27 protein-coding genes are annotated in these 26,988 nt (G+C 64.1%); 16 read left to right on the forward strand and 11 right to left on the reverse strand.

Going from position 1 to position 26,988, the window contains the following annotated elements; genetic code table 11:
• Nucleotides 1-23: 23 nt before the first annotated feature.
• Entirely contained in the window at nt 24-566 is a 543-nt protein-coding gene (locus RBH77_RS07000; RefSeq protein WP_311031418.1) for a phosphatase PAP2 family protein, read from the forward strand.
• A gap of 234 nt (nt 567-800) precedes the next feature.
• On the opposite strand, the gene RBH77_RS07005 is transcribed toward RBH77_RS07000, so the two are convergent.
• The gene (locus tag RBH77_RS07005; protein ID WP_311031419.1) at nt 801-1,652 is read right to left on the reverse strand and encodes a glycosyltransferase family 2 protein; all 852 of its coding nucleotides are present in this window, start codon (nt 1,650-1,652) and stop codon (nt 801-803) included.
• 306 nt (nt 1,653-1,958) lie between these two features.
• Nucleotides 1,959-2,855: a helix-turn-helix domain-containing protein gene (locus RBH77_RS07010; protein WP_311031420.1), complete on the reverse strand. Its 897-nt coding sequence runs from the start codon at nt 2,853-2,855 to the stop codon at nt 1,959-1,961.
• A gap of 191 nt (nt 2,856-3,046) precedes the next feature.
• On the opposite strand from RBH77_RS07010, the gene RBH77_RS07015 reads away from it, so the two are divergent.
• The 11 genes from RBH77_RS07015 (at nt 3,047) to RBH77_RS07065 (ending at nt 13,907) form a co-directional block, all read left to right on the forward strand.
• The gene (locus RBH77_RS07015) at nt 3,047-4,066 is read left to right on the forward strand and encodes a TRAP transporter substrate-binding protein (RefSeq protein ID WP_311031421.1); all 1,020 of its coding nucleotides are present in this window, start codon (nt 3,047-3,049) and stop codon (nt 4,064-4,066) included.
• Between the two features lie 111 nt (nt 4,067-4,177).
• Entirely contained in the window at nt 4,178-4,678 is a 501-nt protein-coding gene (locus RBH77_RS07020) for a TRAP transporter small permease (protein WP_311031422.1), read from the forward strand.
• Nucleotides 4,678-5,964 carry a TRAP transporter large permease gene (locus RBH77_RS07025; RefSeq protein ID WP_311031423.1) on the forward strand — a complete coding sequence of 429 codons (1,287 nt, stop codon included), beginning with the start codon at nt 4,678-4,680 and terminating at the stop codon, nt 5,962-5,964. The genes RBH77_RS07020 and RBH77_RS07025 overlap by 1 nt, the downstream gene beginning before the upstream one ends.
• A 38-nt stretch (nt 5,965-6,002) precedes the next feature.
• Nucleotides 6,003-6,821, forward strand: a complete 819-nt coding sequence (locus tag RBH77_RS07030; RefSeq protein ID WP_311031424.1) for a dihydroorotate dehydrogenase electron transfer subunit — start codon at nt 6,003-6,005, stop codon at nt 6,819-6,821.
• Complete coding sequence (locus RBH77_RS07035) at nt 6,815-7,759, forward strand: dihydroorotate dehydrogenase (protein ID WP_311031425.1); 945 nt, start codon at nt 6,815-6,817, stop codon at nt 7,757-7,759. The genes RBH77_RS07030 and RBH77_RS07035 overlap by 7 nt, the downstream gene beginning before the upstream one ends.
• Nucleotides 7,756-9,057 carry a Zn-dependent hydrolase gene (locus tag RBH77_RS07040; protein WP_311031426.1) on the forward strand — a complete coding sequence of 434 codons (1,302 nt, stop codon included), beginning with the start codon at nt 7,756-7,758 and terminating at the stop codon, nt 9,055-9,057. The genes RBH77_RS07035 and RBH77_RS07040 overlap by 4 nt, the downstream gene beginning before the upstream one ends.
• Nucleotides 9,054-10,103, forward strand: coding sequence for a dihydroorotase (gene pyrC, locus RBH77_RS07045; RefSeq protein WP_311031427.1), 1,050 nt, complete (start codon nt 9,054-9,056; stop codon nt 10,101-10,103). Before RBH77_RS07040 ends, pyrC begins: the two co-directional genes overlap by 4 nt.
• A gap of 63 nt (nt 10,104-10,166) precedes the next feature.
• Nucleotides 10,167-10,859 carry an orotate phosphoribosyltransferase gene (locus RBH77_RS07050; protein ID WP_311031428.1) on the forward strand — a complete coding sequence of 231 codons (693 nt, stop codon included), beginning with the start codon at nt 10,167-10,169 and terminating at the stop codon, nt 10,857-10,859.
• A 21-nt stretch (nt 10,860-10,880) separates the two neighbouring features.
• Nucleotides 10,881-11,207 carry a hypothetical protein gene (locus tag RBH77_RS07055; protein WP_311031429.1) on the forward strand — a complete coding sequence of 109 codons (327 nt, stop codon included), beginning with the start codon at nt 10,881-10,883 and terminating at the stop codon, nt 11,205-11,207.
• 188 nt (nt 11,208-11,395) lie between these two features.
• Nucleotides 11,396-12,796: a lipopolysaccharide biosynthesis protein gene (locus RBH77_RS07060; RefSeq protein ID WP_311031430.1), complete on the forward strand. Its 1,401-nt coding sequence runs from the start codon at nt 11,396-11,398 to the stop codon at nt 12,794-12,796.
• A gap of 10 nt (nt 12,797-12,806) precedes the next feature.
• A complete protein-coding gene (locus RBH77_RS07065; protein ID WP_311031431.1) occupies nt 12,807-13,907 on the forward strand; it encodes a glycosyltransferase family 4 protein in 1,101 nt (366 codons plus the stop codon).
• 12 nt (nt 13,908-13,919) lie between these two features.
• Here the strand turns inward: RBH77_RS07065 and RBH77_RS07070 are convergent, their stop codons facing one another.
• Nucleotides 13,920-15,407: a glucosamine inositolphosphorylceramide transferase family protein gene (locus tag RBH77_RS07070; RefSeq protein WP_311031433.1), complete on the reverse strand. Its 1,488-nt coding sequence runs from the start codon at nt 15,405-15,407 to the stop codon at nt 13,920-13,922.
• Between the two features lie 210 nt (nt 15,408-15,617).
• Here RBH77_RS07070 and RBH77_RS07075 point away from each other — a divergent pair, with 210 nt between their 5' ends.
• The gene (locus tag RBH77_RS07075; protein WP_311031434.1) at nt 15,618-16,778 is read left to right on the forward strand and encodes a GNAT family N-acetyltransferase; all 1,161 of its coding nucleotides are present in this window, start codon (nt 15,618-15,620) and stop codon (nt 16,776-16,778) included.
• A 52-nt stretch (nt 16,779-16,830) separates the two neighbouring features.
• Here the strand turns inward: RBH77_RS07075 and RBH77_RS07080 are convergent, their stop codons facing one another.
• The 5 genes from RBH77_RS07080 to RBH77_RS07100 form a co-directional block, all read right to left on the reverse strand.
• Nucleotides 16,831-18,045: an FAD-dependent oxidoreductase gene (locus tag RBH77_RS07080; protein ID WP_311031436.1), complete on the reverse strand. Its 1,215-nt coding sequence runs from the start codon at nt 18,043-18,045 to the stop codon at nt 16,831-16,833.
• A complete protein-coding gene (locus RBH77_RS07085; RefSeq protein WP_311031437.1) occupies nt 18,042-18,821 on the reverse strand; it encodes a WecB/TagA/CpsF family glycosyltransferase in 780 nt (259 codons plus the stop codon). Before RBH77_RS07085 ends, RBH77_RS07080 begins: the two co-directional genes overlap by 4 nt.
• Before the next feature lie 354 nt (nt 18,822-19,175).
• On the reverse strand, nt 19,176-20,120 hold the full coding sequence (locus tag RBH77_RS07090; RefSeq protein WP_311031438.1) for an aldo/keto reductase: 945 nt from the start codon (nt 20,118-20,120) through the stop codon (nt 19,176-19,178).
• A 152-nt stretch (nt 20,121-20,272) separates the two neighbouring features.
• Nucleotides 20,273-20,680, reverse strand: a complete 408-nt coding sequence (locus RBH77_RS07095) for a cytidine deaminase (protein WP_311031439.1) — start codon at nt 20,678-20,680, stop codon at nt 20,273-20,275.
• A 93-nt stretch (nt 20,681-20,773) separates the two neighbouring features.
• A complete protein-coding gene (locus RBH77_RS07100; RefSeq protein WP_311031440.1) occupies nt 20,774-21,490 on the reverse strand; it encodes a hypothetical protein in 717 nt (238 codons plus the stop codon).
• Between the two features lie 211 nt (nt 21,491-21,701).
• Between RBH77_RS07100 and lpdA the strand changes: the two genes are divergently transcribed.
• Complete coding sequence (gene lpdA / locus RBH77_RS07105; RefSeq protein ID WP_311031441.1) at nt 21,702-23,108, forward strand: dihydrolipoyl dehydrogenase; 1,407 nt, start codon at nt 21,702-21,704, stop codon at nt 23,106-23,108.
• Nucleotides 23,109-23,340: 232 nt separating this feature from the next.
• Here the strand turns inward: lpdA and RBH77_RS07110 are convergent, their stop codons facing one another.
• Complete coding sequence (locus RBH77_RS07110) at nt 23,341-23,574, reverse strand: hypothetical protein (protein ID WP_311031442.1); 234 nt, start codon at nt 23,572-23,574, stop codon at nt 23,341-23,343.
• Between the two features lie 289 nt (nt 23,575-23,863).
• Nucleotides 23,864-24,802, reverse strand: a complete 939-nt coding sequence (locus tag RBH77_RS07115; protein WP_311031443.1) for a tyrosine recombinase XerC — start codon at nt 24,800-24,802, stop codon at nt 23,864-23,866.
• 102 nt (nt 24,803-24,904) lie between these two features.
• Here RBH77_RS07115 and rimM point away from each other — a divergent pair, with 102 nt between their 5' ends.
• Together rimM and trmD are read left to right on the forward strand one after the other, a co-directional pair.
• Nucleotides 24,905-25,477 (forward strand): ribosome maturation factor RimM, encoded by a 573-nt coding sequence (gene rimM, locus RBH77_RS07120; RefSeq protein ID WP_311032449.1) that lies wholly within the window; start codon nt 24,905-24,907, stop codon nt 25,475-25,477.
• Entirely contained in the window at nt 25,474-26,184 is a 711-nt protein-coding gene (gene trmD, locus RBH77_RS07125; RefSeq protein ID WP_311031444.1) for a tRNA (guanosine(37)-N1)-methyltransferase TrmD, read from the forward strand. Before rimM ends, trmD begins: the two co-directional genes overlap by 4 nt.
• Nucleotides 26,185-26,210: 26 nt before the next feature.
• On the opposite strand, the gene RBH77_RS07130 is transcribed toward trmD, so the two are convergent.
• A complete protein-coding gene (locus RBH77_RS07130) occupies nt 26,211-26,948 on the reverse strand; it encodes a sulfite exporter TauE/SafE family protein (RefSeq protein WP_311031445.1) in 738 nt (245 codons plus the stop codon).
• Nucleotides 26,949-26,988: the final 40 nt, after the last annotated feature.

Here is a 26,988-nt window from a genome sequence, read left to right on the forward strand (position 1 = left end):
TCAGGCAAACCACGGATAAGATGATGGATATTGCGGTTACGCGATGGATGAACGCTCCGGCTGGTGCGCACCCTTTCTGGGATGCCGTCTTCATCGGGGCGACGCAATTCGGTGTCCCGCTGATCGTTATTCTGGTGGCCCTTATGTGGTGGGATGGAAACGATCGGGCTCACGTCCGTCATGCCGCGCTCGCTTCGGGCCTGTCGTTCCTGCTCGGCCTGGCGATCAATCAGGCCATCATCCTGATCGTGCATCGTGTCCGGCCCTATGACGCAGGGGTGTCCCATCTGATCATTGCACGTAGCACCGACTGGTCTTTTCCTTCCGATCACGCAACCGCCGCCATATCAGTCGTCGCGTCGTTCGCCATGCAACGCCTGCCGCGCCGGACGCTGGGCCTTCTGTTGCTGGCGGCAATGATCTGCTGGTCACGGGTCTATGTCGGCACCCATTATGTCACCGATGTCATGGGCGGCGCCTTTACCGGCGCCACCGCCGCAATCATTATCCGGCTTGTCTATCGAGAAGGCACGAAACTCGACCGCTTTGCCACCGGCATATTTTGACGGCGGCCATGCGAGTTGATTTCGACAAATGGAAAAATCGTGGATGCAAACGGAGTCCCTGGTCGCCGGTCGCCTTGGGCGGAATCACGGGGCTCGTGCTGCTTCTCGGTGCGGGCTTCAGCCGTATGCAAGCCGGAACTCCTGCGGAGGTCGACGACGCCTGAGAATGTGGCGGGCAACTGTGGTTGGATGATCGAAATATCTAAATGATCAGCACTGGCCGTCGGCTACCTCTCAGTAGCCGAGCGGATTTTCAGGTTCGACTGGGGGCACCTTCCGTAAGGCCTCAAATTCATAACGCTTGGCTTCGGTCAGATAGGAATATATCGCCCCGTTCGCCGCGCGGATGAACCCCGGCCAGCCGCATTTCCAAAGCCCATATCGAAAATACCAGCGCAGAAAGAATATTGGCGGGCTCACGATCATTTTGAATGGCCGCGGAGACATCCCTCTCTCGGCCTTCATAGTCGCCTTGAGCGTCGAGTAATTGTTCTCTTTAAGTATCTGCTCGGATAGAGGAAGAGGACGGAAGTGCAACAGCCCGCCCCGTCCTGCTTTTTCGACGCGGCCTTTTACCTTGAGGCCCTCATGGACGCGATCTTCGGGGTTGAAAGCTCCAAGACCCCGTTGGAAAAGCCTGACGTGAAAACGTTCATGCGCGCGTGGCGGCACAAAACCAAAGCCCGGGAGATAGTCGTATCTAGTGATCTTCCAGGCGGCAATATCGCGTTGCGAAATAAGGTCTGGCAACGCATTGATGAGATCGGGGCTTAACCGTTCATCACAGTCGATACTCAGGCACCATTCCTGTGAGCATTGTTCCAGCGCGAATTGTTTTTGACCCCCGTATCCCCGCCATGGCTCGAAGATGAACCGAAGAGGGAAGCCTTCCCTTTGAAGCCTCTCAACAATCTGCTGCGTGCAATCGGTGGAGCCGCAATCTACCAGAATGATCTCTGAGCACATCGATACGCTGCGAATACACCTCTCAATATAACGTTCTTCGTCCTTGCATATAATAAATACCGATATAGGTAAGTTCGTTTTCCTAAGGCGGTATCTCGTATCGAAAAGAGCGTCATCCATATAATAGATTTGATCTATACATATTACGCAGGTGTCGCGCAAAATATACAAATCTGTAAGAAACGAAGGCAGGGATCTAGATCTCGTGCTTCCGATCCGCCCACATCTCCAAATTGACCGGCGGGATACCGAGCCGCTTCGCCTCGGCTACCGCACGAACTCGAGATCGCTTATCCTGAAGTCTTCAGCCCGGAAAACGAGGTCGGCGGATCGCCATGTGAAGGGCGTGCCCCGGACGCGAAGCTGGGCTCGGCTTGGCCGTTTCTCCTGCGGCGTCAGCAGCCATATACGCAGTCCGTCGCGTTCCTATCGCGCGATCGCGTATTTCTCGATCATCGATTCCAGGTATTCGGCCGCCTCCATCCCCTTCAAGGCATCGCGCCAGAGCCTGGCGGCGATGTCCTCGTGCAGCGTCATCGCCTCGGGCGCGGAGGTGATGAGGGCGACGCCGAGGCGGACGTTCGGCTGTTCGCCGAGCCGGAAGGGGCTGATCGCCAGGATCGAACGGTCGACCTGGCGGAATATCTGGAAGCTGGTCGCCGGGACCGGTTCACGCACGACGCCGATCTGGATGCCCATCGGCTGCTCGCGCAGCATGCGGACGATGTGCTCCGTCTCCTGCCGCGCGCTCAGCCGGCGACGGTCGGTGATCTCTCGGGAGAGGTCGTGGCGACCGACGAGGCCGTGCAGCAGGAAGCGTTCGAAATCGGCCGACGCTATGAGGCTGACGATCAGGGGATTGCGCTCGCGAAAGCTCTCTTTGCGTGCTTTCAATATGTCGAGCAGCGCGTCGATGGCGCGCGAGGAGGAGCCGTCGGCGTCCGCGCCGTCCGGGATCGCCTCCCTCAGCACCTCCGAAAGCACCTCGTCATAGGCATCGGAGGTGAGCAGGTAGGAAACGGGGCTGAACAGGCCGATCACCTGGCGGCACTGCTCCTCCAGTTGCCGCATGCGCTCGAAGAAGGCCGTGGCCGTGCTGACATATTCTACGCCGACGCCCATCAGGCTCGGCAGAGAGACATCGAGTTCGTCGGCGATGCTGGTCAGCATCTCAATTTTGCGAATCTGGCCCTTTTCGGCGCGGTAAAGCGCGGCGCGGGAAATGCCCAGCCTTGTCGCCAGAAGTTCCGGCGCGATGCCCTTGCCGATGCGATATGCCCTGAGGCGTGCACCTATATCGCTGAATCGTATCAGGTTTTCCATGATCGCGCCGACAGCCCGGATGCTGTACTGGTTAACGTCCGGCACGTATTTTTGTCAACTCGGCTGAAAATATTATCAATTATGCGACGGAATAACCGTTAGTCTCATTTTTGATAAAATTCGTTGACAGGCATAGCGAGGGCTGCTTAGGCTCTCCGCTTCACTCGGTTTTATCGAACGGGAGGGGTACAATGAACATATTTCGTAAACTGGCCGCGGCGACGGCGGCGGCCGCACTGAGCGTCACGCTGGTCTCGGGCGCGCTTGCGGCGGAGTTCGTGGCCAAGATCGGCCATCTGGAATCGGCGCAGCAATCGCGTAACGTCTTTCTGGAGAAGGTCGCCAAACTGGTCTCGGAACGGACCAAAGGCGCCGTAGAGTTCCAGATCTTCCCGCAGGGCCAGCTCGGCCAGCAGCGCGAGATGACGGAGGCCGTGCAGCTCGGCTCGCTCGAAGCGACCGTCGCTCCGGCCGCGTTCCTGGGTGGCTTCAATCCCGCGGTTTCGATCCTCGATATCCCCTTCCTGCTGCCGGACGACGACGCCACCGCGCAGAAGATCCGCGGCGGTGCCTTCGGCGACGCGGTCTGCGATTCCTTTGCCTCGCGCGGTGTCAAATGCATCGGGCTTTGGCCGAACGGAAAGAAGAACTTCACCTCTTCCAAGCCGCTCGACGACCTTGCCGACTTCGCCGGCCAGAAATTCCGTGTCATGGATTCCAACATCCTGATCCAGCAGTTCAACGCCCTTGGCGCCTCGGCCGTGTCGCTGCCCTTTGGCGAGCTTTACACGGCACTCCAGACCGGTGTCGTCGACGGCGAGGAGAATCCGCTCGACACGATCCAGCGCATGAAATTCTACGAGGTGCAGAAGTATCTCGTCCTGTCGAACCACGGTGCGATGGAAGACGTCATCCTGTTCAATCCCGCGTTCTGGAACAGCATGCCGGAGGAATACCGCAAGATCATCTCCGACACCTTCAAGGAAGTGATCCCGGACCTGATCAAGCACAAGGAGGCGTCCGTCCAGGCCGCCCTCGACGAGATCAAGGCTTCCGGCATCAAGATTCACAAGCTTAGCCCGGAGGAAAAGAAGGCCTTCCGCGAGAAGATGTATCCGGCCGCACGCGCCGCCTATGTCGAGCGCGCCGGCGACGAAGGCAAGAAGCTGATCGAGGTCTACGAAAAGGAATACGACGCGGCAACCAAGTAACGCCGCGGCGCCGGGCACCGGCAATGCTCGCCGCCGTCGTTTGATCGCGGCGCCGCATCCGATGCGGCTCGCGGTTCCTTTTCCACCGGACCAATGAACGGAGACTTCACCTTGAAGGCGCTATCCGTACTGCGGACCATAGAGCGGGCGTCGATCGTCACGATCTTCCTCCTCATGGTCGTTCTCTATTTTCTCAACGTAGTGGCGCGCCAGTTCGGCGGGACCTTCGCGTCCGATTTCGCCTGGGTGGAGGAAGCGGTCAGGACGCTCAACCTGTTCCTGGTCTTTCTCGCGATCGGCCTGGCGCTCGAATATGGGCGGCATGTCGGCGTTCATACCTGGCGGGATCGTATCGCGGCCTCCACGGGCTTGCCCGTGCGCAAGCTCATCGACGCCGTCGGCTTCCTTTTCAGCCTCTATCTCCTCTGGCTCGGCTGGCGCATGACGGAATTCGTCTACTCGATGGGGCAGAAGAGCGCGACGCTCGATATCCCCATCTTCTGGATCTATCTCGCGCCGGCCATCGGTTTCGGGCTTTTGGCGCTCCGGTATTTCCTCAGCCTGATCGGCGCTATCGACCGCTATTCCGACGAGACAGCGGAGGAATACTGATGTTTCTCCTCGCGCTTGTCGTCATCGTCGCCGTGGTGATGCTCGTTTTCGGCTTCGAGATGTTCCTCGTGCTCGGCGTTCCCGCGCTGATGGTCAAGGAGTTCTTCTACGGCAGGCTGCCCGACCCGGTCCTGGTGCAGAAGATCGTCGGCGGCATCAACCATTCGACGCTTCTCGCCATCCCCTTCTTCATCCTGGCGGCGGAGTTGATGGGCGGTGGCCAGATCGCCAAGCGGCTGACCGGCCTCGTCCAGGCCTTTTGCGGCCATACGCGCGGCGGCATCGGCTACACCACGATCGGCGCGTCCATGGCGTTCGGAGCGGTTTCGGGCTCGGCTCCGGCCACTGTCGCGGCCATGGGACGGATGGTCTATCCCGAACTCAGGTCGAACGGCTTCAGCGACAAGTTCAGCCTCGGCCTGATTGCTTCGAGCGCGGAGACCGCGCTCCTCATTCCGCCTTCGATCACCTTCATCATCTATGGCTGGATGACGGGAACGTCGGTCGCCAAGCTTTTCGTCGCGGGCATCGCGCCCGGCTTCGTGCTTGGCCTCGCCTTTGCCGTGCTGGTCGCTTGGGAGGCGCACAGGAGCGGCATCAAGCGGGGCGTGCCCAGCGCATGGCCCGAGCGGCTGAAGGCCATATCGCATGCCGGCTGGGCGCTCGGCATGCCAGTCATCATCCTCGGCGGCATCTATGCCGGCTTCTTCACGCCGACAGAAGCCGCCGCGGTCAGCGTCGTCTACGCGATCTTCGTGGAGAGCGTGATCTTCCGCGACCTGCCGTTCTCCAAGCTCTTCAAGCTTACCGAACAGGCCGCCATTTCCACGGCGATCGTCTTCGTCCTGTTGGCGCTGGGCGGGCTGCTTTCCTACTTCATCACGCTGGCGCAGGTGCCGACCGCCATCACCCATTTCCTCGACTTCATCCATGCCGGACCGGTCGTCTTCCTGCTGATCGTCAATGTCTGCTTCTTCATCGCCGGCATGTTCATCGATCCGAATTCGGCGCTCCTGATCCTGGTGCCGCCGCTTTTCCCGGTCGCGACCGCGCTTGGCATCGATCCCGTGCATTTCGGCATGATCGTCACGCTGAACATCTCGATCGGCATGATCACGCCGCCCTTCGGGCTCGATCTTTTCGTCGCCTCCTCGACCCTGCAAAAGCCGGTGGCGACCATCGTCGCGGGGATCGTGCCCTTCGTGCTGGCCAATATCGCAGCACTTCTGGTCATCACCTACGTGCCGGGGATCTCGACCATACTGCCCCGCCTCGTCTTCGGATGAGTACGTCCGTCGACAGGGCACCGAAAGACGGCGGCGGCATGCGGTTCCCGCAGCCGCCCGTCGCCTTCGAGCGCGCGCTTCCGGTCGTCGGCAATCTGCCGGTGAACGGCGAATATATGAAGCTCGTGCTGGCCGCGCCGGCCGATCTCGTCTCGCGCTGCCGTGCCGGCCAGTTCTTCCACATCCTCTGTCCTCAAATAGCGGGCGAGACGCCCTATCTGCGCCGGCCGATGAGCATCTATGGCTTCGACGAGGAAAGGGGCGAACTGGAATTCCTCTACAAGGTGACGGGTGCGGGCACGCGCTCGCTCGCCGCGCTCGATACGGGTGATCGCCTGAACGTGGTCGGGCCGCTCGGCCGACCCTTCGAGATCGCGCCCGAATGGCGGCATCTGGTATTGCTGGCGCGCGGCGTCGGGCTTGCGACGCTTGCTCCGCTCGCGCTCGAGGCGCGGCGGCTTGGCCGCAAGCTCACCGCCATCTGCAGCGCGCGTTCGCCGGAACTCCTGATGTCGCTCGACTATTTCCGCAACCTCGGCGCCGAGGTTATCGCGGCGACCGATTCCGACGGCTCGTCGGCGATGGAAAATCTGGAAAAGGTGCTGGAGGACCTGATCGCGAGGGAGGGCGTCGACGCCTTCTACACCTGCGGCTCGAACCGCATGCTCAAGCTTCTCCAGCGCCTCGGCGCGCGGCACGGCATTCCCGGCCAGATCGCGCTCGAGCAGCAGATGGCCTGCGGGCTCGGCATGTGCCATTGCTGTGTGCGTCCGTTCCGCAAGGCGGGACGCACGGTCAATCTGCGCGTCTGCCGCGAAGGTCCGGTCTTCGACCTCCAGGAGGCGACGGCATGGTAAACCTCGCCGTCGATATCGCCGGTATGCGGCTGAAGAACCCGATCATGCCGGCCTCGGGTACCTTCTCAGAGGAACTTGCCGATATCTTCGACCTGGAGCGACTCGGCGCCCACGTCACCAAGACGATTACGCGCGGCTGGCGCGACGGCAACCCGACGCCGCGCGTATGCGAGGTCGGCGGTTCCATGCTGAATTCCATCGGCATTCCGAGCAAGGGCGTCGGCTATTTCGTTCAGAATGTGATCCCGTTCTACCGCGTCTATCGGACACCGCTTGTCGTCAGCATTTCGGGCAACACGGCGGACGAGTTCGCGACGCTGTGCTCGGAAGTGAGCGTGGACGGCGTTGCCGCGATCGAGGTCAACATCTCCTGCCCGAATATCGAGGAAGACGGCAAGGCCTTCGCCATCCGGCCTTCCTCGACCTACGAGGTCATGCGCAGGCTGCGCAAGGCGACCAGCCTGCCGCTGTGGGCGAAGCTGACGCCGAACACGGGCGAGACGCCCGATGTGGCGCGCGCTGCGGAGGAGGGCGGCGCCGACGCGTTGGTCGTCGCCAACACCATCCTGGCGATGGCGATCGACATCCGCACCCGGCGGCCGAAGCTCGGCAATCTCATGGGCGGGCTCTCCGGCCCGTCGCTGAAGCCGATCGCGCTCAGGATGGCCTATCAATGCGCGCGCGCGACCCGTATCCCGGTGATCGGCTGCGGCGGCATATCGACGGTCGAGGACGTGCTCGAATACCTGATCGCGGGCGCGAGCGCCGTGCAGGTCGGCACCGCGACCTTCATCAATCCGACCGCCATGCTTGGCATCATCGACGGGCTTGCCGCCTATCTCGAGGCAGAGGGACTCTCCTCGGTGCGCGAACTCATCGGCACCGTAATTGATGAGGAGCAGGGTGAGAACGTCGTCTTCATGGAGGCGGCGCCATGACGGCTGTCGCCCCTATCGGGCATGCGGTTGAGCAGCCGCTCGATCATGCGGCGGAGCTTGAGATTGTCGGCAGGCTGTTCGGCGAGATCGCGGCGATGACGCCGGATACCGAAGGCGTCAGCCGCCCGGCCTTCTCGACGATCGAAACGCGGACGCTCGAATATCTCGAAGCCTTTGCGCGGAAGGAGGGGCTGGAGGTCTGGTATGATGCCGGCCTGAACGCCAATTTCGCTCTTCCCGGCGACCGCGAGGCGGAACGTTTCACCCTCGTCGCCTCGCATGTCGACAGCGTTCCCTTCGGCGGAAACTATGACGGCCTTGCGGGCGTCGTCTCGGGGCTTCTTTGCCTGCTGCGTGCCCAACGCAGCGGCCACCGCTTCTCCACGCCGGTGCATGTGCTTGCCATGCGGGGCGAGGAAAGCGCCTGGTTCGGCCCCTGCTATCTCGGCTCCAAGGCGCTGACGGGAACGCTCAGCTCCGCCGAACTCGCCGCCCGGCATCGCGGCGACGGGCGCCCGCTCGGCGAGCACATGGCCGAAATCGGGCTGCCGATGGAGGATATCCGCAATGGCGCGCCACTCGCCGATCTCTCCCGCATCGAAACCTATATCGAGCTTCATATCGAGCAGGGCCCGCTCCTGATCGGCCGGAACATACCGGCCGCCGTGGTGTCGGGCATCCGCGGCAATTTCCGCCATCGCGAGATCGTATGCGTCGGTGAGGCGGGCCATTCCGGCGCGGTGCCGAAGGCCTATCGCCGCGACCCGGTGCTGGCGCTCGCCGATCTTCTGGTGCGGCTCGACGAGAGCTGGACGACGATCCTCAACAAGGGCGACGACCTGGTTGTCACCAGCGGCATCGTCGCGACCGACCCCGAAAAGCACGCCATGTCGCGCATTCCCGACAGCGTGCGCTTCAGCCTCGACATCCGCTCGCAAAGCGCGGAGACGCTGGACGATATGCGCCGGCTCCTGAAGGCCGAGATGCGGCAAGTGGAGCGGGAGCGGAAGGTGCGTTTCGAGGTCGATCCTGAGCTGCGCGTGGAGCCTGCGCTGTGCGATCCTCGCATCGTCGATGGCCTCAAGGCGGCGATGGAGCGCGCCGGGCAGGAGCCGTTCGTCATGGCGAGCGGCGGCGGGCACGATGCCGCCGTCTTCGCCGGTGCCGGCGTGCCGGCGGGCATGGTGTTCGTGCGCAACCAGAACGGCTCGCACAATCCGGCTGAGGCAATGGAGCTTGACGATTTCCTGCGCGCGGCCGACATCGTCTACGAGTTCCTGATGGGAGAGAAAAGGTGAAGACGCTTACGATCCGGCGGCCGGACGACTGGCACCTGCATCTGCGCGACGGCGCGATGCTGGAGGCGGTGCTGCCGGCGACTTCAACGCATTTCGCCCGCGCCATCGTCATGCCCAACCTTGTGCCGCCTGTGGTCACCACGGCAGACGCGCGAGCCTATCGGGACAGGATCCTGAAGGCGGTGCCGCGGGGGCACGATTTCACGCCACTCATGACGCTCTATCTGACCGAGGCCACCCGCGCAGACGATGTAGAGGCCGGGTTCCGTGACGGCGTCGTCACGGCGGTGAAGCTCTATCCGGCCGGCGCGACGACGAACTCGCAAAGCGGCGTTCGCGACATCACCAAGGTCCAACCCGTGCTGGAGCGGATGGCGGCGATCGGCATGCCGCTTTGCGTGCATGGCGAGGTCACCGATCCGGCGATCGACATTTTCGACCGCGAGGCCGTCTTCATCGAACGCGTGCTCGAACCGTTACGCCGCAGCATTCCGGAATTGCGCGTCGTCATGGAGCATATCACCACGAAGGAGGGGGTCGCCTACGCGCGATCGGGCGGCGGCAATCTCGGCGCCACCATCACCACGCATCACCTCATCATCAACCGCAACGCCATTCTCGCCGGCGGCATCCGCCCGCATTACTACTGTCTGCCGGTCGCCAAGCGCGAGGTGCACCGGCTGGCGCTGCGCGAGGCTGCGACCTCCGGCGACAAGCGTTTCTTTCTCGGAACCGATTCTGCCCCGCACCTCGACCCGCTCAAGGAATGCGCCTGCGGCTGTGCCGGAGTTTTCTGCGCGCCGAACACGCTTTCCTGCCTGGCGCATGTGTTCGAGGAGGAAAACGCGCTCGACCGGCTGGAAGCTTTCATTTCGTTGAACGGCCCGGCCTTCTACCGGCTGCCGCCGAACGAGGCGCGTATCACGTTGAAGCGGCAGGAGGAGCCGGTCGCCTATCCGAAATCGCTCGTCATGCGCGCCGGCCCGGTGACGATTTTCGACCCGATGCATCCCATCCACTGGAATGTGTGTGAGGAGGCTATCTAGGGGTGATGGAAGCTGGTAGCGGGGGTTTCGTCCAGATAAACAGAACGAACCGGGGCGAAATCCATGTTCTCCAATAGTTTTCCCGACCGCGAATTGATCGCGCGGACCGTCGCCCGCATGCTGATCGAGATCGAGGCGGTGCATTTCCGCGCCGACCAGCCCTATACCTTCACCTCGGGGCTGGCGAGCCCGGTCTATATCGACTGCCGCAAGCTGATCTCCTATCCGCGCGTGCGCTCCGCGCTGATGGACTTCGCCGCCTCGCTTGTGTTCCGCTCGGTCGGCTTCGAGCAGTTCGACGTGGTGGCCGGCGGCGAGACGGCGGGCATTCCCTTCGCCGCCTGGCTGTCGGACAAGATGGGCCTGCCGATGGTCTATGTGCGCAAGAAGCCGAAGGGGTTCGGCCGCAACGCCCAGATCGAGGGCAGCCTCAGCGAGGGGGCGCGCGTGCTGCTGGTCGAGGACCTGACCACCGACGGCGGCTCCAAGCTGAAATTCGCCGAGGCGATCGGCCATGCCGGGGCGAAGGTCTCCGACACGTTCGCGGTCTTCTACTACGACATTTTCCCGGAGACGCCAGCCAGGCTCGAAGCCGCCGGCATGCGGCTGCATTACCTCGCCACCTGGTGGGACGTGCTCAAGGTGTGCCGCGAGGAACAGCGCTTCGACGCCGCGACGCTGGGCGAGGTGGAGCGCTTCCTCAAAGCCCCCATCGCCTGGTCCTCCGCCCATGGCGGCATCTCCGAACTGCCGTGACAATCGCCAAAGGACAGAACCATGTTGTTTACCGAGTTTTTGACGGGTCTCAGCCAGCAGGGCGGCAGCGTACGCGCCTATGACAAATGCGCCCGCGAAGCGCGTGCGCGCATTGCCGGCGAACCGGAAAACGCCGCGGCCCTGCTGCTGATCGCTTATGCGGCGCAGCATTTCGTCGACGCCTATGACGACCAGCCGCTGACAGTCGAGATGGCCGCCAAGGAGTTCGATTATTTCAGCGAGATCGTCGGGGCGCTCGACAAGGGCTATTCGGCCGGTTCCGCCGAGGCCAGGGTTGCGGCCCTGAATAAGGTCGCCGCCATGCTCGCCTCCGGGTTGCCGAGCTGAATCCGTCCCGAGTTTGAAGGCAGTTATCGGGGTAATAGCCGCCGGTAACCATGGCGGGCATTCCCGGTGGCCGCTCGCCCGGCTTTGGACTATCTGTTGATCGCGCTCCCGCGCCCACGGGCCGGAGCGCGTTGTTCTTATGCGGATACTCAACAGACCCTGGCCCGTGTCTCATTCGGCTTGACGCAATGGAAGACCACGACAATCGCGTTCGGCACCAGCGTGGACCCGAAACGGTCGTGCGCATGTCGATTGCCGGCCTGGCGCGGAGCGGCGCGGTCGCGGGCGTTATCAAGCTGGCGAGCGCCGGTCTCTCCTTTCTCATGTTCGTCGTCGTCGCGCTGGTCATGGACGAACGCCAGTTCGGCCTCTACAGCGCCACTTATGCCGGCGCCAGCCTCGTTTCCTTTTTCGCCAGCGTCGGCCAGCAGAGCACGGTGCTGCGCTTCTGGCCGCAATATGCCGAAGGCAACGATCTGCGCTCGGCGCACGGGCTGATGGGCTGTGCCATAGCGGTCGCCTTCGCCGGCGTTGCCGCCACGAGCCTGCTCGTAGTGGCGCTCGGCCTTTCTCCCTATGTCGGCGCGGGCACGCCGGAATGGACGCCGCTTTGCCTTTCGGCGGCGATCCTTTCCTTCGCGCTCGGCTGGTCGGAATTCGCCTCCGGCGCCTTCCGCGCCAAGGGTGCGCTGGTCTCCGGGCTCTTGCCACGCGATGTCGTCTGGCGCGCTGGCGTGATTGCCCTGGTGCTTGGAATGCATTTCTTCGGCGTGGTGGTCAGCGCCGTCGCCGCGACGCTGCTCACGGCCGGCGTACTTCTCGCGGCCGTCCTGCCGCAGACGGTCATGCTGCTCGCCGACACATATCGCGCCGAACGCGGCCCGCTGTCGAAGGCGCAGAAGGACGAGTTCAAATCGGTGACGCTCGGCCTGTGGGGCGCGACGTCGCTGCCGCCGGCGCTCGGACAGGTGAGCACGCTTCTGGTTGCCGGCATCCTCGGGCCGGAGATCGCGGGCGCCGTCTTCGTCGCCGACCGCACGACGCGGCTGGTCGTGCTGGCGCTCACTGGCATCAACCAGGCGCTTGCACCGGAGATTTCGGGTGCCTTCTATTCCGGCGACAAGGCCCACGTGCAGCGCACGACCAGTTTCACGGCGCTCGGCGCATGCGTGGTGGCCCTGGTGATCCTCACCGTGTTCTGGTTCTTCGGAACCTTCATCCTGTGCATTTTCGAACCGGCCTACGGGACGCCGACCATGCACGCCGTCCTCATGATCTTCGGCATTGGCGCCACCGTGGCTGCCGCCTGCGGGCCGATGGAACTCCTGCTCCAACTCACCGGGTTGCAGCATTCGCTGCTCAAGCTGCTCGTTGTCGTCAATGTCTTCGGGCTGGCGGTCACCGCACTGGTCACCTGGCTGTTCGGTCCGGTCGGCGCGGCGCTCGGGACGGCGGCGACGGTAGCGACGTGGAACATCATCGGCGTTATCATCGCCACGCGTTCCATCGGCATCAATCCGTCCGTTCTCGGGCTTCTTGCAGACAGGCGATCCGGTCGGCAAAGCTTCGTCCCGCGCGGCGTCCTATGAAGAACATCCCATGAAGGTCGTGCAAGTCCAGACACAGGCGGAAGCGGCCGGCGCGCAGCGTGTCTCCGACATGGTCGGCTCGGGCTTGCGCGAGCGCGGGCACGAGGTGCGCACCGTCTTCATGTACCGCAAGACCGCGGCCTATGACGACGATCCCTTCGCCGATTTCGTACTGAGCGAGCCGCCGCGCGGGCTCGCCGGCCAGATCCGCGCCTCGGCCGGGCTGATGGCCTATCTGCGCCGAGCGCGCCCGGACGCGGTGATCTCCTATCAGCATTACGGCAATATCTTCGGCACGATCGGCGGCCGGTTCGCCGGCGCGCGGCACATCATCGCCAACCAGAGCGGGGCACCCCACAAGCATGGTTTGATGGGGCTCCTGACGAGGGTCGACAAGCTCATGGGGACGCTCGGTCTTTATCAGGCGAACGTCGTCAACTCGGCATGGACGGAGGCGCAGTTCGCGGATTACCCGTCGGTCTACAGGCGGCGCATCCACCGCATCGACCACGGTGTAGAGGCGCCTGACCGACATTACGACAAGGCGGCGGCGCGGGCGGCGTTCGGATTGCCGGGCGATGCGTGGCTGGCGCTTTCCTCGGGGCGGCTGACGCAGGTCAAGAACCATATCGCGCTGGTCGGGGCGTTGACGAAACTGCCCGACCTCCATGTCGCGCTTGCCGGGGTCGGGCCGGAGCGCGAGCCGCTTGCCGCCTTTGCCAAAGAGCATGGCGTCTCCGACCGGCTGCATTTCGCCGGCGAGGTGCCGCCCTCGCGCATCTACGAATTCCTCGCGGCTGGCGACGCCTACGTGTTTCCCTCCATGAACGAAACCTTCGGATTGGCCGTCGCCGAAGCCGCGATCGCGGGGCTGCCGGTCGTGGCCAACGGGCTGCCCGTGCTGCGCGAGGTGCTCTCTACCGAGGCGGGCGAACCGGCGGCGTTGTTTGCCGAAGGCGCCGACCCGGCGGATATCGCGCGGGCGCTCGCCGATTTGATGCGGAAACCCGATCTCGCGGGTCGGCTTGCCGATCTCGGGCGCGGGCTTGCCATACGCTATTCGCCCTCGGCGATGTGCGTCGGCTACGAGCGCCTGCTCATCCGCTCCTAAATAGGCAAAGCCTTATCGCTTCCGCACGGCGGCGATGCCGTCGATCACCTCCAGGCGGCGAACGCGGTTCAGCGTGTGGATTTGCGGATAGGGCCAGTCGCCCTCCGGCCCGACAGGGGCGGGCCCAATCGGAGTAGGGTCCGAAAGCTGCACATCGCTCTCGTCGAGTTGCAGGAGTTTGGAGAGGCCGAGGCCGCCGCCATAGCCCTGCGTCCCGTCCTGTACGGGCAGCAGGATCCGGCCGCCGATGCGCTGGAACGCGCCGCCGGGCCGCGCCTTCCGGCGGTCGATGAGGATCGGGTTTCGCCGGTGCGGCGCCCATGGTCCCTTGAGTGCCGGCGCGTGGAAGACGACGAGCGTGTCGGATGTGCTGCCATAGCCGTCGCGGTCGGTGGCGAAGAGCCAGAGCCGGCCGTCATGTTCGAGAAGGGTGGCGTCGGAAACCGCCATCCCGTCGAGAAGGACTGCCTCGGGCGTCCAGCGGTCGGGGAAGCGCTCCGCGCGGTATAGCGTGAGGCGATTGCTGGCGCTCGCTTCGGGCAGCATCCAGATCGAGCCCTCGCGCTCGAACACCTGCGGATAGGACAGGTGGAACGGCTCTTCCAGGACCGGCGTCGGCGTTGAGGCCGTGCTCGTTTCATCGACCTCGACGGCCGAGATCAGCGCCTTGCCGGTTGCGTGCGGATAGTCCTCGACGAAGATGAATGAGCGGCCCTGCCATTCGAACGGAAAGGGATCGGCATAGAAGTGAGTTCCATCGTCCGGCACCTGCCGCCAGCCTGTTCCGAGTTTGCCGGTTTCCATGACGCCTGGCCCTTCGGTGAAGCGGTAGCCGACGCGCCAATGGGCATGGCGGAAGCGTGCGCGCCTGAGCGCCTCGCGCCCGAGCCTCGGAAGGGCAGAAAAGACGTAAGGGCGCAGGAACGGTTGATGGGCATGCCTGACCGCGTCTCGACCTCCTTCCCCAAGGAGTGAGGGAGGTGCCTCCGGCATGCCTTCCGCCATACGTCCAACAAGCGACACGGCAAGAGTAATGGCGCGGGCCAGCACGTCGTCGGCGGCCAGTATCGCGGCCTCGCGCTTGTCGATCATCGGCGCGGCGCGGGCGACGATTTCGCCGTCAAGAACGGCTTCGATGTCGGGCAATCGTCCTGCCGCGGTGGCGGCCAGCACGGCGGTGTCGGAGAAAGAGCCGTCGAAGGCGAGCCTGAGCGTCGGCACGTTCCCACCCGATGCTGTCCCCGCGAGGTCGAACCGCAGCGCCGGCGGTGCGGTCGCCGGCGCTTCGGCGATGTCGGCGAGGTCCACCAGGCCGGGACCGGCGCGGCGGAACAGCCGTCTCTCGAACGCCGACGCCGTCCGCATGGAAAGCGGCCATCCGCCGTTGCCAAGCGCATGCGCGACGCCGACATCATGGCCCGCGGCGCGCAGCCTTTCGATCACAATCTTCTGCCACAGTCGGGCACCAGCCTTCGGAACGAGGATTTCGATGGCAGGCAATGGCGTTTTCCCGATCCGTGGTTTCATCGCGAGCCAATCCGTGGCGCGTAACCCCCATGCAGAGTTTCAGGCGCGATTGGACGCGAAGGTATGCCGCAACGTTACCCCGAACCCGTAAACCAATTTGCCAACATTCATTTGACTCCGTCGGACCCTTGGCCGAGACCATGACGAGCAACCGCTTTTCTCCAGAACCCGGTTTCGTCCTTCATGTTCGACGTTTCGGTTGAGAATTCCTTCGACTTCCAGTCCCGGGAATATGTCGATCTCTTCGAGAGATCGGCGGCGACCCCTTTCCAGAGCCCGGTCTGGCTCGCGGCGCTCTATGGCAGGCTGCTTGCCCATAATTCCGCCAGCCCGCTGATCCTTGTCGTGCGGCGCAAAGGCGACGGCAGCCTCGCCATGGTACTGCCGCTCCTGCGCCGCCGCTATTCGATGCTCCGGGTTGTCGAATTCGCCGATCTCAGGGCCTCCGACTACGTCTCGCCGGTGACGGACGCCGCGACCTTCGCCTCTGTTCTCGCCGATGGCGATTGCGTCGCGCGCATCCGGACGCTCACGCGTCCCTACGATCTCCTGCGTATCGGCAAGCTTGCCGACGACGCGCTCGCGCTCGAGCACCTGTTCGGCGTCCGCCGGCGCGAGGCGATGGGTATGAGCGCCTACGAGGCGCCGCTGGCCGAAAGCTACGATCTATGGCGCGAGCAACTTCCGCGCTCTTATCGCAAGGAACTCGACAAGAAGTCGCGGCAATTGCACCGGCGCGGAACGGTCCGCTTCGAATGCGTCGAGGACGAGGAACGGATAGGGCGAACGTTCGAGGCGCTCAGGACCTATCGGGGATTGCGCTTCGGCAGTGGCGAGGATGGTACGGGCGACCTTCTGCAGGTGCCGGCCTATTACGATTTTTATCGGAGTGTTGCGGTCGAGGGGCGCAACCACCACATCCGCACCTATGCGATCACGGTGGATGGAAAGGTGGTAGCCGCGGCACTCGGACTGATCGGTCGGAACGGCTCCGTCCTGGTCGTCCTGAGCGGCTTCGACTATGACGGCTTCAAGAACCAGTCGCTGGGGAGTCTCCTGTTCGAACAGATCGCGCGCGACACGATCGAGCGTGGCGGGCGTGGACTCGATTTCACCATCGGCGACGAGCCCTACAAGCTCACCTTCGGCGCCCGCCCGTCACCGATGTGGCGTATATCGCGCGCCGGCAGCCCGCTCGGTCATGCGGCAGGAGCGCTGGTCGGCCGGATGCCGGCGGCGAAAGCCCTGGCGCGTCGCTGGTTCAACGGCTCGCGCGACGCGCGCAAGCTTCCGCACCCGGTCGCGGCGAGCACTTCCACTTCGGAAGGACAGGCGGTTTCCTGAAAAGGCAACGGGTGGAAAGCCGCCGCCAATGCCTCTGACGGACGGGAATGCCTTACGCAGCCTGGCTGCGCAGCAGGCGGATCGTGGCGCCAACGGCCGGTGCGTGGCGGTCGATGCTGTCGACCAGGCGGCGACGCGAAAGAAGCATGAGCCGGCGGGTACGCCAACGTAAATCCGTCGCGACGGTGAGGCTGCGGCGATATTCCGCCAGCCGAAGCGCGCTCGCGTCCGCTGCCTGCTTCCGGGCGTCGTCGTAGAAGGTCGCGATCTTGGAGGCCGGCATGCCGGATGTCTTCAGCCATTGCGGCACGTGGACGGTGCAAAGCCTTTCCACGTCGGTCAGGAGGCGGCTGACGCCGGTGCCGGCTGCCGGACAGGAGGTCTGGTAGGCGTCGCCGATGAGGACGACGCCGGGCTTGCGGCAATCTTCGGCGACCGCGATGTCCATCAGCCAATTCTGCACCCGGTCGACGATCTCGAAGTCGCCGAGCACCTTCGGCAGGCCGGGCAGCGTGGCGAGCAGCGTCTCCTTCGGGGACTGGCGGAGCTCCTTCACCCAGGGGTCGCGATGGTCGCGGAAGGTGAAGAGGTTCGCCCGAGTACCGCCTTCGACCGGAAAGAAGCTCAGATAGTCGATGCCGTCCGAGACCTTTTCGCCGTAGTAGGTGAGGGCGGGGTAGCGGAAGTTCGCGCCGCTAGCCGGCTTGACGCCGAAGCCGAAGGTCAGAGACTGCCGCTGATGGATGAAGCGGCGCTTGATGCCGAGCGTGCGGCGGAGCAGATCGCCCATTCCTGTCGCCAGCACGATCAGCCTGGCGTTCACCGTACCCTGGTTGAGGACCGAGACAGTCTGGCGATCGACGCCGGTCTTGAGATCGTCCACGCGCCCGACGACGAACCGCACGGTGGCGGGAAGCTGCGCCCTCATCGTCGCGACCAGGTCTTCGTAGAGGAATCCGTAGTGCCGCGTCCGGGTACGGTCGAGGATGCGGCCCCTGCGGGCATTGACGATCTCGTCGAATTCGACGGCGCTCGCCTCCAGCGCGCCGAGCAGATCCAGCCTTTTCAGGATGGAGACCTGTTCGCCGCCGATCTTCTCCACACGGAAGTCGGGCGGATAGACCGCGTGGCGGTCGATCAGCGTGATATCGTAGCCGGCGCGCGCCAGTGTGACCGCCGCCAGCGTGCCGGAGAGGCCGCCGCCGATGACGGCGATCTCGGTTTCGATCGTGAAGCCCGGAGCGGCTTCATCGGCGGGGCGTGTCATTTCGAATACCTCAGCAAGGCATAGACGGCGAGGGGATTGGTGGTCAGATAGCGCCAGAAAAGCCGGCGCGGCTCCATCATCGTGCGCCACAGCCATTCGAAGCCCAAGCGCTGCATCCAAAGCGGCGCGCGCGGGTTCCTGCCCGAAATGTGGTTGAAGAGCCCACCCGATGTCTTGATGACCCCGACATTCGGTAGGAGATGCGCATAATCGAGCACGAATTGCTGCTCGATCGGCACGCCGAGCCCGAGCCATATGATGTCGGGCGCCAGGTCATCAATCTCTTTGAGCTTGGCCATGAGCGCCTCGCCTTTCAGGAAACCGTGGCAGCGGCCGACGATTCGCAGGTCGGGATAGGCCTCGCGGAGCGCCGCGGCCGCACGCGCATTCTCTTCCTCTTCCGAGCCCAGGAGATAGAAAGTCGCGCCGGTTCGTTCGGCGATCCGGGCCACGTCGTGAACGAGGTCGGTCGTCGCGACGCGCTCGGGTAGCGGGATGCGGCACAGAAAGCGGGAAGCGATCACCAGTGGCTGCCCGTCGGCCAGGATCTGATCGGCGGCGAGGAAGAGGGCGGCGAGTTTCGGATCGCGGCTCGCGCGCGCGATCGCCTCGCCGTTGACGGAGGTGAAATAGAGCGGCCGGCCGCCGCGCTTGCGTGTCATCGCCACGCGGACCATCAGTTCCGCGGCGCCAGGACGGTCCAGCACGCTGATCGGCATGCCGCCGACGCGGACGGTCGGAGCCTCGTTCAAAAGATTCCCGAATGAGCGATCCATCAGCATTTGGCGCAACAAACCCCAGGGTCGCTGCGACCTGTGGGGGCGCGGCGAAAAATGATCCTGTAAGGCGCCGGAAAGGCGCCATGCATCGCGGGAAGGACCGATATTCGTCGGCGCTTCGGCGCGCCGATCCCGGACGGCTTGCCGCCGCCCGTCCGGTGTACTCCACCCCGCTTCTGCCAAGCATATCTAGCGGGATTCGAGTGCCGGGCTAAGAGGTATTCTTAAACATTAGTTAACTGATAAATATTTATTAAAATATTACCATAAACACTTTGCTTAACCTGCGAAAGCAGCGCAATACCGCCTTCGCGGAGGTCGTGTGCGGTCCTCGCGGGAGCGTCGGAGCCGTCAGCGGCCGGCGTCGGTCAGGAGCTTCTCGTCTTCTTCGCTCAAGGTCAGCCTTGCGCCGCGCACCAGGCTCTTCAACTGCCTGACGGAGGTTGCCGAAGCAATCGGCGCGGCGATGCCCGGCTGCGCGTTGATCCATGCAAGCGCGATCTCGGCATGGGCGGCGCCGGTGCTCCCGGCGACCTTGTCGAGCGCGGCAAGGATACGCTTGCCTTTCTCGTCGAGATATTTCGCCGCGCCCTTGCCGCGCGGGCTCTTGCCGAGATCCTTTTCCGAACGGTACTTGCCGGTGAGGAAGCCGGCGGCAAGCGAATAATAGCAGATGCAGCTCAGCCCTTCCTTCACGACGAGATCCTGCACCGCGCCTTCATATTTGTCGCGTGTGTAGAGATTGAATTCGTTCTGCAGCGTCTGGTAGCGCGGCAGGCCTTTCTCTTGCGAGAGCTTCAACGCTTCGGCGAGCAAGGGGGCGTCGTAGTTCGAGGCGCCGATATGGCGGACCTTGCCTTCGCTGATGAGCTTGTCATAGGCCGACAGCGTTTCTTCCTGTTTGACCGTCGGGTCCGGCCAGTGGCTCTGGTAGAGGTCGATATAGTCGGTCTGGAGGCGCTTCAACGACGCCTCCACCTCTTCCAGTATCCATTTCGCCGAGAGGTCCTTCTTGCCCTGGCCCATGTCGGAGCCGACCTTGGTGAAGATGTGCACCTTCGAGCGGTTGCCGCGCGCCTTCATCCAGCGTCCGATGATCTTCTCACTCTCGCTGTCGTTGCCGGGCACCCAGCGCGAATAGGAATCGGCCGTATCGATGGCCGTGAACCCTTCGGCGACGAAGGCGTCCAGCACTTCGAAGGAGGTCTTCTCGTCGGCGGTCCAGCCGACGACATTGGTTCCAAGCACGAGCGGCGCGATCTCGATATCGGTGCGGCCGAGGCGGCGGTTGGCCATTGTCTTCTCCGTGATTTTCAGGTCAGGGACAAAGCTAGGGGAGAGGCGGCGGCTAATAAACAGCCGTTTCCGAAAAAGTTTCGGGCCAGGAGGTCGCGACTTGTCATCGGTCGGCCGGTGTCGCCGGCCATCAATGTCCCAGTCGGTCCTTTTCAGGGACGCACATATTTATTGGGGAGCAGGCTGGAAATCGGCACGACCTCCGAGTCGCTCCCCTCCGGGACGATCACGCGGGCGCCGGGCGCGTAGTCGCTGATCATCTCGCGGCACATGCCGCAGGGCGACACGACCCTCGCCTTCGGGTCGTCCGCCGAGGCCTGGCGGACGGCGACGACGGTCTCGATCTCGTCGGCTTCGCCCTCTACAGACACCCGTCCGATGGCGACCGCTTCCGCACAGACGGAGATGCGGGTGACGTAGCATTCTACATTGAGACCCACATGGATACGGCCCGAACGCGTGCGAACGGCGCTGCCGACGGCATGCCGGCCCGGTTTGAAGCGCGCCTTCAGCACGGCGCGGGCGGCTTCGATCAGTTCTTCGTCAGAATCACTCAGCATGGCGCAACACTATGCGCCAGGCGAGCGCACCGAGAAAGTGGGACGAAAGCTTTCCGTTCTTGCGTTCGATCCATGTCGTGAAACCGGCAACGTCTATGTCGAATGGCCGGAAGAAGACGGATCGTCGGCATTGCCGGCTGCCCCGAGGCCAGCGCCCATACCGCCCATTCCCATTCCGCCGCCACCCATTCCGCCACCTCCGCCTCTTCCGCCGCGTCCTGCGCCTTCCTGTCCGCCCTTGCCGCCGCTGCGCGATCCGGAGGGTCGTGCCGGGCCTTGCATCGGGATGTCGATATCGGGCGGGATCGGTGCGAGGTCGAGCGCGCCGCGGATGAAATTGCGGAGCGAGACGACGAGTTCATGCATATGGACGGGGCGTCCGGCGATCAGTTCGCGCACGGCGCGTTCGGCCAGCCGCACCTGCTCCTCGGTGCCGAGGAGGATGATGTCCGACAGTGCCGCTTCGACCGCATCGCGGATGCGGCGGCGACGGTCCGATCCTTCCCCGGACCGGGACGTCAGGTCCACCGCCGCGGCCGCCTCGCCTTCAGTCGGCGGAACCGGCCGGCGCAGGTCGCGCAGATGCGCCGGATCGACCGCCAGATCGCCGGTAAAGGAGCCGCCCAGCGTCTTGTAGGCCGCGATCAGGGTGCGCAGGCGCTCGTTGATCTGCCGGTTGGCGCGTTCGCGGCGCTGCTGGATGGTGACCATCATCAGGAGCCGGATGCCGATGCTGATGAGGGTGAAGAGCGCCAGCCCGATCAGGGTCGCCAGCAGGCTGTGCCACGAACTGAAGTCGATGTTGCGCAAATGGCCTCTCCGCCGCGCGTGCCCCACCATAGGGGTAACGCAATTCCGTCGGCCGATCCAGTTCGCCTGAGGCATCGGAAGCCCCCGCTTCCCTTATCTTTTTGCATTGCAGACTTGCCATGTTGCTCAGCATTGGCGATGGAAGGGCGCTGCGCGTGAACCTATCTGACTTCAAAAGGGAACCGGCGCTTCCTGCCGGCGGGATTTCTCCATGAGCTATGACGTCGTCATCATCGGAACCGGACCGGCGGGCTATGTGTGCGCCATCAAATGCGCCCAACTCGGCCTCAAGACAGCGGTCGTCGAGAAGGAGGAGACGTTCGGCGGTACCTGCCTCAATATCGGCTGCATTCCTTCCAAGGCGCTGCTTTACGCCTCCGAGATGTTCGCCGAGGCGGAGCACGCGCTACCGGCGCTCGGTGTCAATGTCGGCAAGCCCAAGCTCGATCTGAAGGCGATGATGGCGCACAAGGACACGACCGTGGACGCCAACGTCAAGGGCGTCGAATTCCTCTTCAAGAAGAACAAGATCGACACGTTCCGCGGCACCGGCCGTATCGTTTCGGCCGGCAAGGTGGCCGTGACGGGCGAAGACGGCAAGGAGACCGAGGTCGAGGCGAAGTCGATTGTCATCGCCACCGGCTCGGATGTCGCCGGCATTCCCGGCGTCGAGGTCAAGTTCGATGAGAAGGTGATCGTATCGTCCACCGGCGCGCTGAGTTTCTCCAAGGTGCCGGCGACGATGGTCGTGGTCGGCGGCGGCGTCATCGGGCTCGAACTCGGCTCGGTCTGGGCGCGGCTTGGCGCCAAGGTGACAGTGGTCGAATTCCTCGACACGATCCTCGGCGGCATGGACGGCGAGGTGGCGCGGCAGTTCCAGCGCATGCTCGCCAAGCAGGGACTGGAGTTCAGACTCGGCGCCAAGGTCACGGCCGTGAACAAGGTGAAAAAGGGCGCGAGCGTCACCTTCGAGCCGGTGAAGGGCGGCAACGCGGAAACGATCGACGCCGATGTCGTGCTGGTCGCGACGGGCCGCCGCGCCTATTCCGATCGCCTCGGGCTGAAGGAAGCCGGCGTGGCGCTCGACGAGCGCGGACGCGTCGCGGTCGACAAGCATTACCAGACGAACGTGCCGGGCATCTACGCCATCGGCGACGTGATCGCCGGGCCGATGCTGGCGCACAAGGGCGAGGACGAAGGCGTGGCGCTCGCCGAGATGCTGGCCGGGCAGGCGGGGCATGTGAACTACGACGTCATCCCGAGTGTCGTCTATACGAGCCCGGAAGTGGCCTCCGTCGGCAAGACCGAGGAGGAACTGAAGAAGGCCGGCGTCGATTACAAGGTCGGCAAGTTCCCCTTCACCGCAAACGGCCGCGCGCGCGCCATGCTGCATACGGACGGCTTCGTGAAGATCCTTGCCGACAAGGCGACGGACCGCGTGCTCGGCGTCCATATCGTCGGTTTCGGCGCCGGCGAGATGATCCACGAGGCAGCCGTGCTGATGGAATTTGGCGGCGCATCGGAGGATCTTGCGCGCACCTGCCACGCGCATCCGACCATGTCGGAAGCAGTGAAGGAAGCGGCGCTCGCCACTTTCTTCAAGCCGATCCATATCTAGCGGCAAGTCAGTCCCCCTCTCCGCCTCGCTTCGCTCGGCACTTCTCTCCTACTTCGTGGGGGCGAGGAAGGGAGCCAAGCTTGCGGCGCCCTTTTCCTCCCACCTTTAGGGGAGAGGTGGCGGGCGCAGCGCGACGGAGAGGAGGTGGAGGCTAGGCCCGAATGCGCTTTGCATCCCCAAAAACAAAAGGCCAGACGTAACGCCGGGCCTTTTCCTCTGGAGCGGGTGGGATTTATTCGGTGGCTTCGGCGGGCTTGGTGGCCGGCGCCTTGCCGTCCGGATTGGCGAGCTTTTTCGCGGCCTCGCCGGTCGCCTTCGACATTGGCGCGGGCGAATTGATGCTCGCGACCGTCATCGGGTCAGGCGTGTCTGCCTTCGCCGAGGTTGACGTGTTGTGGAAATCGCAGGCGCTGGCTGCCACAATCGAGAAACCAAGGCTTGCGGCGACGATAAGAAGGGTTCTCATGCGCTCCGTCCTCGTTCTTGAGAGAGGTGAAGGATAGCAGAGCGGCCAGGTGCGGCCAAATCACGCTTTTTGTGAAGCAGGCGGAGCAGGCGCCCGACTTATACGGCGCTGTAGATCGCGACGGCGAGAAACGACAGCAGGAACAGCGCGTTGGCGGCGATCATCGCATGGAGGGCGATGGCGCTGGTGCGATCGGCTATGGCGACGGCTTTTTCCATGCAGCCGAGGCTAGGCGCAAAAAGCAGCGAAACCGTTAACGGCACCACGAAGATTCGCGCTACCCTCCGCTTCAGGCGCGTGGGTGCGCGGCCTCGTAGACTTCGAGCAGGCGCGCCGTATCGACGCCGGTATAGATTTGCGTCGTCGACAGACTGGCGTGGCCGAGCAGTTCCTGGATGGTCCTGAGATCGCCGCCCCGCCCCAGAAGATGCGTGGCGAAGGAGTGACGCAGCGCATGCGGCGTCGCCGTATCCGGCAAGTTCAGCGCAGAGCGCAGCCTCCGCATCTCGCGCTGGATGATCGCGGGGTTGAGCGGCCCGCCCTTGGCGCCGCGGAAAAGCGGACCCTCGGCGTCGAGATGGTAGGGGCAGAGCCGCTTATATTCGGTAATGGCCTCGACCACGACAGGCAGCACAGGCACGAGCCGCGTCTTGCCGCCCTTGCCGGTGACGCGCAGAGCCGAGTCTGAGGTGGCTACGAGGTTTGCTCCGATGAGGCCAAGCGCCTCGGAGATGCGCAGGCCCGAACCGTAGAGGAGTGCCAGCACCGCGGCGTTGCGTGCCGCGATCCATGGCTTCTCGGCAAGTTGCTCGCCCACATCGACCACGCGCCTTGCATCGGCGGCGGTGAGTGGCTTCGGCAGTGATTTGGGCTGCTTCGGCGCGCGAAGGGCCGTGGCGCCGGCTGCACTTGCCAGCCCGTTCCGTTCGAGATGGCGCAGCAGTGAGCGCACGCCGGCGAGCCCGCGGCCGAGCGTGCGTGCGCCCGCTCCGCCAGTACGGCGATAGGCGAGGAAGGCGCGCAGATCGGCCGGCCTCAGCGCCTTCACATCGGCAAGGCCGGGCGCGCCGCCGAGATGGCCGGTCAGGAAGTGCAGGAACTGCCGCGTGTCGCGCTCATAGGCCTCGACGGTCAGCGCGGAAAGCCGGCGTTCGCGGGCAAGCGATTTCAGCCACGCCTCGCGCGCCTCCTGCAAATCGGGCTTTGCGGCAATCAGGAATTCTTGCATTCCGCCAAGTAATCCTTTTCTAGATTGGCGATCCTCTTCTAGATCGGGGAACAATGCGCCCGGCCGGTTAGCGGCGGGTGAATGGGCATGACGAGAGGCAAGGTGACGAAGCTCGAGAAACCCGTCCAGATGGCCGTGATCGGCGCCGCGCACGGCATAAAGGGCGAGGTGCGGGTCAGGAGCTTTACAGGCAATCCGGCAGCACTCGGCGATTACGGCCCGCTTCAGGACGAGGCCGGCCGGGCTTTCGAGGTGGTCTCCGTGCGGCCGGCAAAGGAGGTTTCCATCGTCCGCTTCAAGGACATTGCAACGCGCGAGGCAGCCGAGGCGCTGAACGGCACCGTGCTTTTCGTCGACCGCTCGGCGTTGCCGGCCGATCTGGAAGAGGAGGAGTTCTATCACTCCGACCTGATCGGCCTCGCCGTCCGTGACGAGAAGGGCACGGAAATCGGCACGGTCGCCGGTATCCACGATTTCGGTGCCGGCGACATTCTCGAAGTCGCGCGGAAGAATGGACCATCGGCGATGATCCCCTTCACCCGCGCCGCCGTGCCCGAAGTCGCGCCCGCGAAAGGCTTCGTCGGCATCGACAGTCTGGCGGCGGGTCTGGTGGAGGAAGAAGAGCGGCGTGAAAATGCCGGTGCGCGGGGCAGGGACAGGATGGAACGGCGATGAGCTTCCGCGCCACCGTCCTGACCCTCTATCCGGAGATGTTCCCCGGCCCGCTCGGTGTCTCGCTTGCCGGCAAGGCGCTCGGCGCCGGGGCCTGGTCGCTTCAGACTGTGCAGATCCGCGATTTCGCCACCGACCGGCACCACACGGTGGACGACACGCCGGCCGGCGGTGGGGCCGGCATGGTTATGCGGGCCGACGTGCTGGCTCGTGCCATCGATCATGCTTCGCCGGCGGACGACTCAAGGCCGCGCCTGCTCATGAGCCCGCGCGGCATGCCGCTCACCCAGAAGCGCGTCCGGCAGCTTGCCGGCGGGCCGGGCGCTCTCATCGTATGCGGCCGCTTCGAAGGGGTGGACCAGCGGGTCATCGAGGCGCGCGGGATGGAGGAAGTGTCGCTCGGCGACTACATTCTCTCCGGCGGCGAGCCGGCGGCGATCGCGCTTCTCGACGCCGTCGTTCGGCTTCTGCCCGGCGTCATGGGCAACGAGGCATCCGGCGAGGAGGAAAGCTTCGAGAAGGGGATGCTCGAGCATCCGCACTATACACGGCCGCAGGAATGGGAGGGCCGGCCCATCCCCAACGTGCTCCTCTCCGGCAATCATGCGAAAATCGCGGCATGGCGGCGCGAGGAAGCGGAAAGGCTTACCGCCGCACGGCGGCCCGATCTGCTGGAGGAACGTCCGGAGGATGGACAGGGCAAGCGCTGAAGGAAACGAGCCGGACCCGGCCTCTTTCAGAAGAAATAATAGACCGTGAGGAACAGGCCGACGGCGATGACGAAGATGCGTACGGCAAGCTGCGGCACGCGTTTTGCGCTCCATACGCCGAAATAACCGCCGAGCGCCACCGCCGGCACCATGATGACGGCCGCCAGCCACGTCACGACGCCGCCGGAGGCGAAGACGATGATGGCGACTGCGGCCACGACGATGGAGAGCATGTTCTTCAGCGCGTTCAGCTTGTGGTAGTCGCCGGTCTCGGTGAGGCCGAGGGTGGCCAGCATCATGATGCCCATGCCTGCGCCGAAGAAGCCGCCATAGACGGCGGTGATGAACTGGATGACGGCGCCGACGAGAGGCCGTTCCCTGTGGGCCTCTCCCTTCGGCTTCAGCCAGGGCCCGACGGCGAACAGCGCGGTAGCGCCGAGCAGAAGCCACGGCACGATGGCGCGGAACGAGGGATTGTCGAGTGCCAGCAGGATCAGCGAGCCGGCGAGCGCGCCGACGATGGAGACGAAAGCGAGCAGGAGCCCGCCGCGCCACATGCGCTTTATGTCGGTCCAGTAGGCGAGTGTCGAGGTGATGTAGCCGGGGAACTGGGAGATGGAGGAGGTCGCGTTCGCCGAGATCGGCGGTATGCCGATCAGCGTCATCGCGCCGAAAGTGATGAAGGTGCCGCCGCCGGCGACCGCGTTAATGGAACCGGCGACGAAGCCGGACACGAAAAGCATGAGGGCTGAAAGAAGCGTCATTTCAGGGAGAAGCCAAAAGGGGGAAGCCAAGGGGAGAAGA

The organism is Mesorhizobium koreense, from assembly GCF_031656215.1.
In the GTDB taxonomy this organism is placed as follows: Bacteria; Pseudomonadota; Alphaproteobacteria; order Rhizobiales; family Rhizobiaceae; genus Mesorhizobium_L; species Mesorhizobium_L koreense.

Excerpts from the sequence above, each read along its gene's own strand:
- RBH77_RS07000 (WP_311031418.1), top strand. The coding sequence starts at position 24 with ATGGATATTGCGGTTACGCGATGGATGAACGCTCCGGCTGGTGCGCAC.
- RBH77_RS07005 (WP_311031419.1), bottom strand. The coding sequence starts at position 1,652 with ATGGATGACGCTCTTTTCGATACGAGATACCGCCTTAGGAAAACGAAC.
- RBH77_RS07010 (WP_311031420.1), bottom strand. The coding sequence starts at position 2,855 with ATGGAAAACCTGATACGATTCAGCGATATAGGTGCACGCCTCAGGGCA.
- RBH77_RS07015 (WP_311031421.1), top strand. The coding sequence starts at position 3,047 with ATGAACATATTTCGTAAACTGGCCGCGGCGACGGCGGCGGCCGCACTG.
- RBH77_RS07025 (WP_311031423.1), top strand. The coding sequence starts at position 4,678 with ATGTTTCTCCTCGCGCTTGTCGTCATCGTCGCCGTGGTGATGCTCGTT.
- RBH77_RS07030 (WP_311031424.1), top strand. The coding sequence starts at position 6,003 with ATGCGGTTCCCGCAGCCGCCCGTCGCCTTCGAGCGCGCGCTTCCGGTC.
- RBH77_RS07035 (WP_311031425.1), top strand. The coding sequence starts at position 6,815 with ATGGTAAACCTCGCCGTCGATATCGCCGGTATGCGGCTGAAGAACCCG.
- RBH77_RS07040 (WP_311031426.1), top strand. The coding sequence starts at position 7,756 with ATGACGGCTGTCGCCCCTATCGGGCATGCGGTTGAGCAGCCGCTCGAT.
- RBH77_RS07050 (WP_311031428.1), top strand. The coding sequence starts at position 10,167 with ATGTTCTCCAATAGTTTTCCCGACCGCGAATTGATCGCGCGGACCGTC.
- RBH77_RS07055 (WP_311031429.1), top strand. The coding sequence starts at position 10,881 with ATGTTGTTTACCGAGTTTTTGACGGGTCTCAGCCAGCAGGGCGGCAGC.
- RBH77_RS07060 (WP_311031430.1), top strand. The coding sequence starts at position 11,396 with ATGGAAGACCACGACAATCGCGTTCGGCACCAGCGTGGACCCGAAACG.
- RBH77_RS07065 (WP_311031431.1), top strand. The coding sequence starts at position 12,807 with ATGAAGGTCGTGCAAGTCCAGACACAGGCGGAAGCGGCCGGCGCGCAG.
- RBH77_RS07075 (WP_311031434.1), top strand. The coding sequence starts at position 15,618 with ATGTTCGACGTTTCGGTTGAGAATTCCTTCGACTTCCAGTCCCGGGAA.
- RBH77_RS07080 (WP_311031436.1), bottom strand. The coding sequence starts at position 18,045 with ATGACACGCCCCGCCGATGAAGCCGCTCCGGGCTTCACGATCGAAACC.
- RBH77_RS07085 (WP_311031437.1), bottom strand. The coding sequence starts at position 18,821 with ATGGATCGCTCATTCGGGAATCTTTTGAACGAGGCTCCGACCGTCCGC.
- RBH77_RS07090 (WP_311031438.1), bottom strand. The coding sequence starts at position 20,120 with ATGGCCAACCGCCGCCTCGGCCGCACCGATATCGAGATCGCGCCGCTC.
- RBH77_RS07095 (WP_311031439.1), bottom strand. The coding sequence starts at position 20,680 with ATGCTGAGTGATTCTGACGAAGAACTGATCGAAGCCGCCCGCGCCGTG.
- lpdA (WP_311031441.1), top strand. The coding sequence starts at position 21,702 with ATGAGCTATGACGTCGTCATCATCGGAACCGGACCGGCGGGCTATGTG.
- RBH77_RS07110 (WP_311031442.1), bottom strand. The coding sequence starts at position 23,574 with ATGAGAACCCTTCTTATCGTCGCCGCAAGCCTTGGTTTCTCGATTGTG.
- RBH77_RS07115 (WP_311031443.1), bottom strand. The coding sequence starts at position 24,802 with ATGCAAGAATTCCTGATTGCCGCAAAGCCCGATTTGCAGGAGGCGCGC.
- trmD (WP_311031444.1), top strand. The coding sequence starts at position 25,474 with ATGAGCTTCCGCGCCACCGTCCTGACCCTCTATCCGGAGATGTTCCCC.
- RBH77_RS07130 (WP_311031445.1), bottom strand. The coding sequence starts at position 26,948 with ATGACGCTTCTTTCAGCCCTCATGCTTTTCGTGTCCGGCTTCGTCGCC.